At 38.0% G+C, this 13,372-nt stretch carries 15 protein-coding genes; 2 read left to right on the top strand and 13 right to left on the bottom strand.

Annotated features, from left to right (window positions below):
* Positions 1-22: 22 nt before the first annotated feature.
* The 3 genes from hpf to FJR73_RS06150 all read right to left on the bottom strand — a co-directional run bounded on the left by hpf (position 23) and on the right by FJR73_RS06150 (position 2,608).
* On the bottom strand, positions 23-571 hold the full coding sequence (gene hpf, locus FJR73_RS06160) for a ribosome hibernation-promoting factor, HPF/YfiA family (protein ID WP_000599101.1): 549 nt from the start codon (positions 569-571) through the stop codon (positions 23-25).
* Positions 572-650: 79 nt separating this feature from the next.
* Positions 651-1,313: a ComF family protein gene (locus tag FJR73_RS06155; protein WP_049540323.1), complete on the bottom strand. Its 663-nt coding sequence runs from the start codon at positions 1,311-1,313 to the stop codon at positions 651-653.
* Entirely contained in the window at positions 1,310-2,608 is a 1,299-nt protein-coding gene (locus tag FJR73_RS06150) for a DEAD/DEAH box helicase (RefSeq protein WP_140833946.1), read from the bottom strand. The genes FJR73_RS06155 and FJR73_RS06150 overlap by 4 nt, the downstream gene beginning before the upstream one ends.
* 55 nt (positions 2,609-2,663) lie before the next feature.
* Here FJR73_RS06150 and FJR73_RS06145 point away from each other — a divergent pair, with 55 nt between their 5' ends.
* Together FJR73_RS06145 and cysK are read left to right on the top strand one after the other, a co-directional pair.
* The gene (locus FJR73_RS06145) at positions 2,664-3,299 is read left to right on the top strand and encodes a YigZ family protein (RefSeq protein WP_033680905.1); all 636 of its coding nucleotides are present in this window, start codon (positions 2,664-2,666) and stop codon (positions 3,297-3,299) included.
* Positions 3,300-3,583: 284 nt separating this feature from the next.
* The gene (gene cysK / locus FJR73_RS06140) at positions 3,584-4,510 is read left to right on the top strand and encodes a cysteine synthase A (RefSeq protein ID WP_140833945.1); all 927 of its coding nucleotides are present in this window, start codon (positions 3,584-3,586) and stop codon (positions 4,508-4,510) included.
* Between the two features lie 226 nt (positions 4,511-4,736).
* Here cysK and tsf read toward each other — a convergent pair whose 3' ends face one another.
* The 10 genes from tsf to rodZ all read right to left on the bottom strand — a co-directional run bounded on the left by tsf (position 4,737) and on the right by rodZ (position 13,331).
* Entirely contained in the window at positions 4,737-5,777 is a 1,041-nt protein-coding gene (tsf, locus tag FJR73_RS06130) for a translation elongation factor Ts (protein ID WP_060954961.1), read from the bottom strand.
* A gap of 79 nt (positions 5,778-5,856) precedes the next feature.
* Positions 5,857-6,639 carry a 30S ribosomal protein S2 gene (rpsB, locus tag FJR73_RS06125; RefSeq protein WP_000268463.1) on the bottom strand — a complete coding sequence of 261 codons (783 nt, stop codon included), beginning with the start codon at positions 6,637-6,639 and terminating at the stop codon, positions 5,857-5,859.
* 214 nt (positions 6,640-6,853) lie between these two features.
* On the bottom strand, positions 6,854-8,041 hold the full coding sequence (gene pcsB / locus FJR73_RS06120; RefSeq protein WP_000727025.1) for a peptidoglycan hydrolase PcsB: 1,188 nt from the start codon (positions 8,039-8,041) through the stop codon (positions 6,854-6,856).
* A gap of 93 nt (positions 8,042-8,134) precedes the next feature.
* Positions 8,135-8,629: a rod shape-determining protein MreD gene (gene mreD, locus FJR73_RS06115; protein ID WP_049535498.1), complete on the bottom strand. Its 495-nt coding sequence runs from the start codon at positions 8,627-8,629 to the stop codon at positions 8,135-8,137.
* Entirely contained in the window at positions 8,629-9,447 is an 819-nt protein-coding gene (mreC, locus tag FJR73_RS06110) for a rod shape-determining protein MreC (protein WP_140833943.1), read from the bottom strand. The genes mreD and mreC overlap by 1 nt, the downstream gene beginning before the upstream one ends.
* 59 nt (positions 9,448-9,506) lie before the next feature.
* Positions 9,507-10,301, bottom strand: a complete 795-nt coding sequence (locus FJR73_RS06105; RefSeq protein WP_140833941.1) for an energy-coupling factor transporter transmembrane protein EcfT — start codon at positions 10,299-10,301, stop codon at positions 9,507-9,509.
* Positions 10,294-11,133: an energy-coupling factor transporter ATPase gene (locus tag FJR73_RS06100; protein WP_049535501.1), complete on the bottom strand. Its 840-nt coding sequence runs from the start codon at positions 11,131-11,133 to the stop codon at positions 10,294-10,296. Before FJR73_RS06100 ends, FJR73_RS06105 begins: the two co-directional genes overlap by 8 nt.
* Positions 11,118-11,945, bottom strand: a complete 828-nt coding sequence (locus tag FJR73_RS06095) for an energy-coupling factor ABC transporter ATP-binding protein (RefSeq protein WP_140833939.1) — start codon at positions 11,943-11,945, stop codon at positions 11,118-11,120. The genes FJR73_RS06100 and FJR73_RS06095 overlap by 16 nt, the downstream gene beginning before the upstream one ends.
* Positions 11,942-12,487: a CDP-diacylglycerol--glycerol-3-phosphate 3-phosphatidyltransferase gene (gene pgsA / locus FJR73_RS06090; protein WP_140833937.1), complete on the bottom strand. Its 546-nt coding sequence runs from the start codon at positions 12,485-12,487 to the stop codon at positions 11,942-11,944. Before pgsA ends, FJR73_RS06095 begins: the two co-directional genes overlap by 4 nt.
* A gap of 10 nt (positions 12,488-12,497) precedes the next feature.
* Positions 12,498-13,331, bottom strand: coding sequence for a cytoskeleton protein RodZ (gene rodZ / locus FJR73_RS06085; protein ID WP_181146613.1), 834 nt, complete (start codon positions 13,329-13,331; stop codon positions 12,498-12,500).
* Positions 13,332-13,372 lie beyond the last annotated feature (41 nt).

The following is a 13,372-nucleotide window of genomic DNA, read 5'->3' as shown; positions in this document are numbered from 1 at the left end:
CCTACCTTTACACATATTGAAATTAAGATTCTTTAACTTCTAACAGACCAATTTCTCCATCTTCACGACGATAAATCACATTAGTTGTCTGATCTTCAACATCCACATAGATAAAGAAATCATGTCCCAACAAATCCATCTGTAAAATAGCTTCTTCCAAATCCATTGGTTTTAAATCAATTTGTTTTGAACGAACAACTCTAGATTGGACAACATTTGAATCTTCCACCAATGCATCTGTAAATAATTGACTAGTTGCTACCTTATTTTTATTTTTACGCTCGATTTTTGTTTTATTTTTACGAATCTGACGTTCAATTTTATCAGTTACAAGGTCAATTGAACCATACATATCTTGGGAAACATCTTCTGCACGAAGAGTTATAGAGCCAAGCGGAATCGTTACTTCCACTTTAGCAGTTTTTTCACGATACACCTTCAAGTTAACTCGAGCATCCAACTCTTGTTCAGCTTGAAAATACTTTTCGATCTTTTCGAGTTTAGAAACTACATAATCACGAATTGCTTCTGTTACTTCTAGGTTTTCACCACGGATACTATACTTAATCATATGAGTACCTTCTTTCTAAACATTTTTGTTTTTCTGATTTCATTATAACGCTTTCATTTTATTTTTGCAAATTTTTTCCTCATCTTACAAGGGAAAATGTTTTTACATCCTCAGCACCAGCATCTTCCAGCAGTTTCTTCACACGATTTATAGTTGTTCCAGTAGTATAAATATCATCTATAATCAAGATTTTTTTAGGAATAGTGACTCCACTTTTAACAAAGAAAGGAAGTCCTGTTGCCAAGCGTTCTGAACGACTCTTAGAAGAACTAGCTCGCTCTTCTCTTTTCTCTAATAAATCCAAATACTTGAATTCTGCTGCCTCTACCAAGCCCTCAACCTGATTAAATCCTCTATCAGCATATCTCTCCTTACTTAATGGAATGACTACAAATTGGTACTCTTTGTACTTTTTCAACTCCTCGCTTAAAAATGAAGAAAAAACTTTTCTTAAAAGGAAGTCTCCATCAAATTTATATCGACTAAAAAAATCCTTCATAGCTTGATTGTAAGTGAAAATCGCTCTATGAGAGACCTCAACCCCTTCTTTACACCAAAATTGACAATCTTGACACTTTGTTGACAATCCTGTTTTCATACAGTTGGGACAGTGCTCTTCTCCAATTCTCTCAAAAGTAGAATCACAGTCTGAACAAAGATAGGAGTCATCATTCCTCAGAAGTAAGAGACTACTAAAAGTTAAAATAGCCTTCATAGTCTGCCCACACAACAAGCACTTCATAGCCCCGCCTCCTTGTTCATCTGCTGAATTTCCTTAATTGCCTTCTTGATTGAAGCATTTAATCCATCATGGAAGAAAAGCAAATCTCCTGTTGGTCTATCCATGCTTCGTCCAACTCGTCCACCAATCTGAATCAAACTAGACTTGGTAAAAAGGCGATGATTGGCCTCTACTACGAAAACATCCACACAAGGGAAGGTAACTCCACGCTCCAAGATTGTCGTACTGATAAGTATTGTCAGTTCTCCATCTCGAAAAGCTTGTACCTGATCTAATCGATCTTCTGTTACAGAAGATACAAAGCCAATTTTCTCATTTGGAAATTGCTCTTGTAAAATTTCTTTTAACTGCTCCCCTTTCTTAATTTCTGAAGCAAAAATGAGTAACGGATAAGCTGTCTTTCTCTGCTTCTCAATATAGGACTTTAGCTTTGGTGACAACCGACTTTTCTCTAAACAGTGATTAAAATCGGATAACCAAACAGGTTTAGGAATAATCAAAGGATTTCCATGAAATCGTCTTGGCAAACTCAATCGTTTTAATTCTCCGATGCGAACCTTCCTATCTAACTCATCGGTAGAAGTTGCTGTTAAAAAGATTCTCAGCCCATTCTCCTTTACACTATTCTTGACAGCGTGGTAAAGCATGGGATTATCAACATAAGGAAAGGCATCTACTTCATCCACTATCAGTAAATCAAAAGCTTGATAAAATTTCAATAACTGATGAGTCGTCGCAACAACTAATGGTGTTCGAAAATAAGGTTCCGATTCTCCATGTAGGAGGGCTACCTCACAAGAAAAATCATTTTGAAGGCGCTTGTACAGCTCCAAACAAACATCTATGCGAGGACTAGCCAAACATACTGCACCACCCGCATTGATCACTTTAGCCACTACTTGATAAATCATTTCTGTCTTTCCAGCTCCTGTCACCGCATGAACTAAAGTTGGCTCTTGCTTGTCTACTGCTTGAATCAGTCCCTCTGACACCTTCTCTTGAAAAGGAGTTAATTGACCACGCCATTTAAGAACATCCTGTTTAGGAAAATCCTCCTGCGGAAAATAGTACAAAACTTGATCACTCCGAACTCGCTTCATCAGCAAGCATTCCCGACAATAGTAAGCACCGATGGGCAAATACCATTTCTCTAGAATAATACTATTACAACGTTGACAGAAAAGTTTCCCCTTCTCCTTTCTCATTGCGGGAAGCTTCTCCGCCAACTGACGTTCCTCTTCTGACAATTCATTCTCAGTAAACAAACGACCGAGATAATTTGAATTTACTTTCATACTTCTTTATTCGTAAAAACTAGCGCTTTAGATGATTTTTTAGTACAATTAAATCATGGAATTTAGAACAATTAAAGAGGACGGACAAGTCCAAGAAGAAATCAAAAAATCTCGCTTTATCTGTCATGCTAAGCGTGTTTATAGCGAAGAAGAGGCTCGTGACTTCATTACTGCCATCAAAAAAGAACACTACAAAGCTACGCATAACTGCTCTGCCTTCATTATTGGGGAACGTAGTGAAATCAAACGTACAAGTGATGATGGTGAGCCCAGTGGTACTGCCGGCGTTCCCATGCTTGGGGTACTAGAAAATCACAATCTCACCAATATCTGTGTGGTAGTGACACGCTACTTCGGTGGTATTAAGCTAGGCGCTGGAGGATTGATTCGTGCTTACGCAGGCAGTGTTGCCTTAGCTGTCAAAGAAATTGGCATCATTGAAATAAAGGAACAGGTTGGCATTGCTATTCAAATGTCTTACACTCAGTACCAAGAATATAATAACTTCCTTAAAGAACATACTCTCATGGAGCTGGATACAAATTTTACAGATCAAGTCGATACGATGATTTATGTTGATAAAGAAGAAAAAGAAAACATTAAAGCTGCACTGGTAGAGTTTTTTAATGGAAAAGTTACTTTAACTGATCAAGGTTTACGCGAAGTTGAAGTTCCTGTAAACTTAGTGTAAACAATGGAAAAGTAGTGTTTCATTGATATTCTCACCGCTACTTTAATTAGCAACATAAAAAGGTGCTTATCAAGACCTACTAGAAAATGAAGCAATTCAAAAAGAAAACGGATAGTATTCTCCTTTACACCTATTTACTATAATTAGCTTGTCACAATCACTTAAAAATTAGTAGATTGGACCTATGATATAAAAAAATCCTATCACTTCGATAGGATTTCTATATTTTACAAATGGTATAAATAGCGTTATACTAGAAATATCTTATACAAAGAGGTATTCTTATGTCTATTTATAACAACATTACTGAACTAATCGGACAAACACCGATTGTTAAACTCAACAACATTGTGCCAGAAGGTGCTGCGGACGTCTATGTCAAGCTTGAAGCATTTAACCCTGGTTCATCGGTAAAAGACCGTATTGCCCTTAGCATGATTGAAAAAGCTGAACAAGATGGTATTCTGAAACCTGGTTCTACTATTGTTGAAGCAACGAGTGGAAACACTGGTATTGGACTTTCATGGGTAGGTGCTGCTAAAGGGTATAAAGTTGTCATCGTTATGCCTGAAACTATGAGTGTAGAACGCCGTAAGATTATCCAAGCCTATGGCGCTGAACTCGTCCTTACGCCTGGTAGCGAAGGAATGAAGGGTGCTATTGCCAAGGCTCAAGAAATCGCTGCTGAACGTGATGGTTTCCTTCCTCTTCAATTCGACAATCCAGCAAATCCAGAAGTACACGAAAGAACAACAGGAGCTGAGATACTAGCTGCTTTCGATAAAGATGGATTAGATGCCTTTGTTGCTGGAGTTGGTACCGGTGGAACGATTTCTGGTGTTTCTCATGCACTCAAATCAGCAAATCCAGGTATTCAAGTTTATGCAGTAGAAGCAGATGAATCTGCTATTCTATCTGGTGAAAAACCTGGTCCTCACAAAATTCAAGGTATCTCAGCTGGATTTATTCCTGATACACTTGATACAAATGCCTATGATGGTATCGTTCGTGTAACGTCAGACAATGCTCTGGCACTTGGCCGTGAGATTGGCGGAAAAGAAGGATTCCTTGTTGGTATTTCTTCAGCTGCAGCTATCTACGGAGCAATTGAAGTTGCTAAAAAATTAGGTACAGGTAAGAAGGTCCTTGCTCTAGCACCAGATAACGGTGAACGTTATCTCTCCACAGCACTCTATGAATTTGAAGTGTAGTCTCCTAAATACATTTAGCCCTTATTATAGGGCTTTTTATTTATACTCAATAAAAATCAAAGAGCAAACTAGGAAACCAGCCGCAGGCTGTACTTGAGTACGACAAGGCGACGTTGACGTGGTTTGAAGAGATTTTCGAAGAGTATTATACCTTGAAAATAGAAAACTCTCCCTATAAGAATCTACTGCATAATAAAAAGGAAGCAAATTTACTTCCTTTCTATAATTAGTTATTCAAGGCTGCTGCCATTGTAGCTGCAACTTCTGCTTCAAAGTCGTTTGCAGCTTTTTCGATACCTTCACCAACTTCAAAGCGAGCGAACTCAACTACTGAAGCGTTAACTGATTCAAGGTAAGCTTCAACTGTCTTGCTGTCATCCATGATGTAAACTTGTGCAAGAAGTGTGTAAGCTTGGTCAACTTTAGTGTTGTCAAGCATGAAGCGATCCATTTTACCTGGGATGATTTTATCCCAGATTTTTTCTGGTTTACCTTCTGCAGCCAATTCAGCTTTGATAGCTTCTTCAGCTTGAGCGATTACTTCATCAGTCAATTGAGCTTTAGATCCGTATGCCAAGTGTGGAAGAGCTGGTTTACCAACCATAGCACGGCTTTCATTATCTTGGTCGATAACGTGGTTCAATTGTGCCAACTCATCTTTAACAAATTGCTCATCCAATTCTTTGTATGAAAGAACTGTTGGTTTCATAGCAGCGATGTGCATTGAAATTTGTTTAGCAAGTGCTTCGTCTCCACCCTCGATTACAGAGATAACACCGATACGTCCACCGTTGTGTTGGTATGCTCCGAAGTGTTGTGCATCTGTTTTTTCAATCAAAGCAAAGCGACGGAATGAGATTTTTTCTCCGATAGTCGCTGTTGCAGACACATAAGCTGCTTCAAGAGTTTCACCTGAAGGCATTGTCAAAGCAAGAGCTTCTTCGTTGTTAGCTGGTTTTCCTTCAGCGATTACTTTAGCTGTAGCATTTACCAACTCAACAAATTGAGCGTTTTTCGCAACGAAGTCAGTTTCAGCATTTACTTCAACAACTGCTGCAACGTTACCGTCAACATAAACACCAGTCAAACCTTCTGCAGCAACACGGTCAGCTTTCTTAGCTGCTTTTGCCATACCTTTTTCGCGAAGCAATTCAATCGCTTTTTCGATATCGCCTTCCACTTCAACCAATGCTTTTTTAGCGTCCATAACACCAGCACCAGATTTTTCACGCAACTCTTTAACAAGTTTAGCTGTAATTTCTGCCATTTTGATTCTCCTATATTTTTTAAAAATAGGAGAGCCGGGCTAAGCCCCGCCCTCCTAGGTAATTACTATTTATTATGAATTAAGCGTTGTCGCCTTCTACAACTTCAACGATTTCTTCGATTGAGTCCGCTTGAGCTTCTGAAGATGCAAATTCTGCTTCAACTGCTGCAACAGCATCTTCACCTTGGCGACCTTCAATGATAGCGTCTGCCAATTTAGCTGTAATCAACTTAACTGCGCGGATAGCGTCATCGTTAGCTGGGATGATTACATCGATATCATCTGGATCAGTGTTTGTATCAACCATCGCTACAACTGGGATACCCAATTTTTTAGCTTCTTTAACAGCGATTTGCTCTTTATGTGGGTCAACTACGTACATTACATCTGGGATACGAGGCATATCTTCGATACCTCCCAAGAATTTTTCAAGACGTGCACGTTGTTTGTTAAGAAGTGCAACTTCTTTCTTAGGAAGAACTTCGAAAGTTCCATCTTCTTCCATACGTTTGATTTCTTTCAAACGAGCGATACGTTTTTGGATTGTTCCCCAGTTTGTAAGAGTTCCACCCAACCAACGGTGGTTGATGAAGTATTGACCTGAACGTACTGCTTCTTCAGCAACCGCATCAGCTGCTTGTTTCTTAGTACCAACGAACAATACAACTGCATCGTTAGCTGCTGCATCACGCATGAAGTCGTATGCTTGGTCAGCGTATTTTACAGTTTGTTGCAAGTCGATAACGTGGATTCCGTTACGCTCAGTAAAGATGTACTTAGCCATCTTAGGGTTCCAGCGACGAGTTTGGTGACCAAAGTGTACACCAGCCTCAAGAAGTTGTTTCATTGAAATTACTGCCATGAGTATTTCTCCTTTTTGTTTTTTTCCTCTTCTTGACTTCAACTCGCAAAACGACCCAAGGGCAACTGTTTCACAATTCATCAAGAATGAGTATTATCGTTCACACGACAATTTTCATTTTACCATACTTTTTCAATATTTTCAAGTTTTTTAAGAATTTTTTATAGAGACTATCGACACTAAAAAAGAGACTCTATTAAGTCTCCTTTTCTAATTAATCTGCATAAATATATGTTACAAAACCTGATGACGTAGTTGTCGGATTGAACCACCCACGATGATTTCCAAGCGTGCGATTACCAGCATAATTTGATTCTGACACTTGGATACGTGTTGTTGATTCTACAGCAGTGACTACCGCTACATGTCCATATCCACCATCATTCCAACATGCAATTGCACCAACTTGAGGTGTTGAACCTGTACGGAATCCTGCAGCAGCTGCACTTGTAGCCCACTGTGCTCCATTACCCCAATAGTCTCCAGCCCAAGGTGCTAATGTTTTAACTCCCCACGTACATTCTCCAATTGGATAAGTTGAAGCATTTGTACTGTATGTTGGGCGTTGTTTGACTGCCACAGGAGTATATGTTGTTGATTCCGAAGAAGCTACAGCTTGAACCTGTGCTGCAAAAGTCGTATTTCCAGAAGCAACAACTGTTTGTTGTTGACTTACTTGTTTTGCCTTATAAGCTGCTTCTGCCTCTGCTGCTGCTTTTGCTGCCGCTTCTGCTTCTGCTTTTTTCTCTAGCAAACTCGCTTTTTCATCTTCTGCTGTAGCTTTTTCAGCAGCAAGATTTAATTCTGCAGCCTTCAACTCAGCTTGTTTCGTTGTTAGAGCTTGTGCATCATCAGACAATTTCTGTTGATTTGCAATTACTGTATTAATTGCGTCATTGTTTGCCACTTGCTTCTCAGAAATTGATTTTTTATCTGCTTTTTGTTGTTCCAACATTTTGTTGTTAGCAGATACGATTTCATTCATTGCTGCTACACGTGAAATAGCTTCTGTAATTGATTTTGAGTTTACAATCGTATTGATGTAGCTAGTTGCAGCTCCATTTGTTTGAGCACTACGAGCTTGTTTTTCCAAAGAATCATTACGAGATACAATATTTTTAGAAAGTTCTGTAATCTCACTCTCAAGTTTTTTGGATTCTGCTTGTAATCTATCATTTTCAGCTTGCAAGTTAGATTGCTCAGCTTGAATAGCTGATACTTGCTCCTGAATTTGGTCAACTTGTTTTTGGGCTTCTTGTTGTTGTGCTGTTAAGGTACTAATTTTATTATCTTGAGCAGCAATTTTGTCATCAGTAGTTTCTGCATGCGCAGTTGTTAAAACAGCTACTTGAGAAACCATTACTGTACTTAATAAAAGTGACGCTAAGATTTTTTTCTTCATATTACGTAGATACTCCTTCTTTTAAAGACAATACTAGTATACCAAAAAAAGGCCTAATGAATATTACGCCTTTGTTACATTTTTGTTTCTTTCTCATAGATAATATTTTTCAAAAATAAACTGAAAAATAAGCATCCACACAAGATTTAAAATCATGGATGGTACTAGGCTATAAACGATAAAAATCGGCAGACTATCTACAGTTAAACCTACCACTAATGCAAAAAGATAAGCTCCCATATCAAATAGAAAACTCATAACAATCATAGCTAAGATTCTTGTCCAGCGATTCAACAAAATAACACTATTCAATTTATGAAGAAAGGCTCCTAATAAGATAAATAAGAGAGTTGCAATCCCTATTAGATGGAAAAAGTAAACATCGTAAACCAAGCCTATCACAAAACAATAAACTAGGTAGAAATACTCTGATACTTCTATCGTCTCAAATAAGAGAAATAGAAAAAGAAAATGACTAGCCAAATGTACATGGGGAAAAAATGAGCCCAGAAGCTGGCTAACATGGGCGTCAATTAGAACAAAGAAAGGAAGCAATACAAATACTCCAACCCGCTTCAACTGTCTCATTATGAATTCCCCACTAATTCTATCACATCCACATTATGAGTATCTGCACTCAATTTAACAGTTACTTCTCGTGTCAAATAGTCTGTACTATGCGTTGTGGTAACTACTTCACCAACAGGAATATCCGCAACATTAAAGTTTCCTAATCCACCCGTTGTCACTTTATCGCCTGTACTAATATCGCTATTACTATTTAATTGACTAATTTTAAGAACTTCATTTTCCTTGTCATAGCCAACAATAATTCCATAAATTGTGGTAGTGCCGTGTTGAATTTTAACAGAAATCTTATCAGCATTTTCCGTATTTGTCAGAAGGTTGACTCTAGTAGAGTTGTCCTCTACTTTTGAAACACTCCCAATCAAGCCACCATTTGCAATAGCTAACATGTTCTCAGAAGCACCTTTTGATTTACCTGCATCTAAGGTCAATTCCTGCTGCCAAGATACTGGAGATCGCATAATAACATCTGCTACCAAAGTCTTTGTAGCTTGCAACTTGGACTTCATATCAAGCAATTTGCGCAGTTGTTCATTTTCCGTCTTTAAACTTTCCGCCTCATTTGATTTAACTTCTAATTGGTAAATCTGTTTCTTCAAACTTTCATTTTCATTATATGTTCGTGTCAAATGAGACAAATCTGATTTAACAGAATCAAACCACCGAAAAGGTTTTTGCACAACCCTATCAACCAATGAGATTCCATCTCCTAATTTTGTCACAATTGTACTTGAATAAGTCGTCGCTAAGAGAGCTGACACAAGCAGAACAGTGACAAAAACAATAATGACATATTTTGATTTTTTAAAACGGTTCATATCCCTACCTTTATATCAAAAACTGTTACAGTAACTTTTAATCAATTCTTTAAATGCTACTAAGATTTTAAGAAAAATAAGCAACAACCAAGTACGAGAATAACAAGAATTGCTAGCGTATCCTTTCGGGTCCATTTCAATTGTCTGTATTGACTTCTGCCTTTTCCCCCCTGATAACCACGCGCTTCCATGGCGATAGCCAAGGAATCTGCACGTTTTAAACTTGTCGCAAAAAGAGGAATCAAAATAGGAATCATCGCCTTTACTTTTTGAACAATACTTCCTTCTCCAAAATCCACTCCACGCGCTTTCTGTGCATTCATAATACGCGTCGTATCATCCATCAATGTTGGCACAAAACGTAGACTCATGGACAGCATCAATCCAATTTCATGAACTGGAACTTTCACACGCTTTAAAGGCGCTAACAAAGCTTCAACAGCTGAGGCCAGACTTAAGGGCATTGTTGTTAAGGTTAACAAAGTTGAAAAGAAAATAATCAATACAAAGCGACAAAAAATAATTCCAGCTTGTTGCAAAGCATAATCCGTGATTCTCACAAACGAAAACTCAAATAAAACATTCCCATTAGAAATGAAAAATAGTTGAAAGATAGTTGTGAAGGCGATCAAGAAAAACATAGACTTCAAACCCTGAATAAAAAATGAGAGAGATACTCCTGACAAGGCAATAAAGACCCCTGTCGCTATAAAAAGAATCAGATTCGTTAAGGGATTATTAGCCCAAAACACAATCAAAATCAGTAGCATCATAGCAAGTAATTTGCTGCGTGGATCCAATCGGTGAACAATTGAATCCCCTGGGATATAACGTCCCAAAATCATACTATCCATTTAGCGACTCCTTGAATTCCTCTATCTTAATCGGTAATCGTTTAAATGACACACCTCTGTCCGCCAATCGTTTACAAAAGGCTGTAATTTTAGGTACTCCCAACTGCACTTCTTCCATAAAGACAACATCTTGAAAGACATCACTCGGTTTCCCACCCTTCACTAAACGTCCCTTTTCCATCACATAGACTTGATTCGCATATTCAGCAACATCATCCATCAAATGCGTCACCAAGACGATAGTCATCCCTGACTGGTGGAGTTTTTTGAATAAATTCATCAACTCTTTTCTCCCCAGAGGATCCAGGCCTGCTGTGGGTTCATCTAAGACTAATATAGCTGGCTCCATGGCAAGTATGCCTGCAATGGCCACACGTCTCATTTGCCCACCTGACAGCTCAAACGGGCTACGATTAAAAAGTGATTCATCAATTCCAACCAGAGCCAGTTTCTCACGCGCAATCTTCTTCGCATCTTCTTCAGAAACTCCAAAATTTTGCGGTCCAAAAGCAACGTCCTTCAAAACCGTTTCTTCAAAGATCTGATTTTCAGCAAACTGAAATACCAAACCAACCTGTTTTCTAATTTGACGAATGTCTTTATTTTTAGAAGTCGAGGTGATTAAAGTATCAAAAACCCGTACACTACCTTGACTTGGCACCAATAAACCATTTAAGAGTTGTAAAATAGTTGATTTACCGCTACCTGTGTGCCCAATTAAAGCTGTATAAGAACCATCTTCAATCGTCAAAGAAACATCCAACAAAGCTGCTGAAGCTAAGGGAGTCCCTTCTTGATATGTAAAACTCACATTTTCTAGAGCAATTCCCATAGCTTATCCTCTAGTTCACTTTCTGTCAAATAATTTTCAGGTAAATCATAGCCATTCTGGCTCAAAGAATGTTTTAATTGATTGGCAAAAGGATCGTCTAATCCAATTTGATCTAAATCATTTCGAGAGAAAAGTTCTCTTGGACTGCTGGTTGACTCAATTTCCCCTTTTTTCATGACCAATACACGATCACTCATGGCGACTTCTTCCAAATCATGGGTAATGGAAATGACCGTCATATCATAGTCTTTTCGAATTCCTTTTACTGTCTCAATCAGTTCTCTACGCCCCTCAGGATCCAACATACTCGTTGCTTCATCTAGGATTAAAATAGCTGGTCTAAGGGCTACAACGCCTGCAATAGCCACACGTTGCTTTTGACCACCTGACAGACGTGCTGGCTCTCTCTTTTTAAAGTCCAACATGCCAACCAAATCCAGAGCTTCTTCCACTCTCTTTTTCATTTCCTGACGAGAAAGTCCCTGATTTTCCAAACCAAAAGCAACATCATCTTCAACAGTCGCTCCAACAAATTGATTGTCTGGATTTTGAAAAACCATACCGATTTTACGACGTATATTCCAAACATTTTCCTCAGTCAAACGTTGGCCATCAATTACAATCTCTCCAGATTCTGCTTCCAATAAGCCATCAATTAATCGAACCGTCGTTGATTTACCACTACCATTATGCCCTACAATCGAAAGCCATTCCCCACGTTTCACGTGAAACGTAATATCCTTCACATCATAGTATTCTTGACTTTCCTTATAACGAAAAGAAAGATTTTTTACATCAATTATTGATTTCATTTCGAACCAAATGTCCCTTTAAATACATAGGCACTACCCTTGAAATAGTCATAGCCAGAGTAGATAGTGAAAAACAAGGCCACATAAAGTAGAACTTGGCCAATCAAAGTCCAATGTAATAGCAAGAAAATAATCGCAAACATCTGACTGAAAGTTTTAATTTTTCCAGGCATAGCTGCTGCTAAAACTGTTCCACCAGTTTCAACCAGTAACAGCCTTAAACCTGTAACAGCCAACTCACGACAGATAATCACTGTAATAATCCAAGCCGGAGCCATACCTAACTCAATCAACATAATAAAAGCCGACATAACTAGTAACTTATCCGCCATAGGATCTGCAAATTTACCAAAATTACTGACCACATTCCATTTACGAGCTAAATATCCATCTAAATAGTCTGTAATACTGGCAACAGCAAAGATAATAGCTGCCACTATATGACTCTCTATCGAATTTCCTATCGTTAAAATAAAGATAAAGATGGGAATAAAGAAAATTCGACCTATTGTTAAGAGATTTGGAATTTGTTCTTTTTTCATTTGTTTTTCCTTAATTCTTAGTAAAGGTTATCGTAATTGTCCCAGTATAAGCTGTTAATTTCGATAAATCAACAGTCTGATTATCTACTGTCAAAGCAACACCTTTTACAACACCTAAAGTAATGGTTACAGAATTTTTAGTTGAAACGGTTGTTTCCACACTTTTATTATCCGATGATAAGGTCACTCCACCCTCAAGTTCACTTTCGGAAATACTGACCCAACTTCTAGCATCTGAAACCGATAATTGTAATTTTGCAGTTTCCTTACTTGTTTTATAAGCTATTTCTACATGATTTCCTTCACCTGATACACTTATAGCTGATTCTACACTAGAAGAACTGCTAGATGAACTACTACTTGAAGATTGGGGAACAGAGCTAGTTGAACTTGTTGATTGAACCACACTGTAATTAGAAAGAGAAGGCCCCTCTGGTTGAGTTTGAATATAGTTCCAAACATAATAGGTCACAAAAATTAAAATCGATAAAGCAAAAAGGATAAAATAAAATAAAGGTAAAAATGATGTTTTTTTCTTATTTTTCTTACTTGAACGTCTGCGCCCTGTCAACTCATCTTCATCAACATCTACTTCCTCATAAGTAATCATACTCCCAGAATCATAAGCATCCAAAACAATTTGGTCATCTAACTCAACAGCCCATGCATATTTTTTCAAGAAAGAACGCGTGTAAAAAGGACTTGGAAGTTGATCGAAATCGTCTGCTTCCATTGCTTCCAACATATCTAACTGGATTTCTGTCTTTTTCTGCAATTCATCTAAACTCAATCCCTGATTGATTCTAGCTAATCGTAAAACCTCACCAATTGTTTTTTTCCTCATACTTGTCATCCCTTCTTTCTAGTGTCTATTATGATAGGTTA

Source organism: Streptococcus sp. D2 (genome assembly GCF_006385825.1).
Taxonomy (GTDB): Bacteria; Bacillota; Bacilli; order Lactobacillales; family Streptococcaceae; genus Streptococcus; species Streptococcus shenyangsis.
This window is presented reverse-complemented; position numbering and strand designations above follow the sequence as displayed.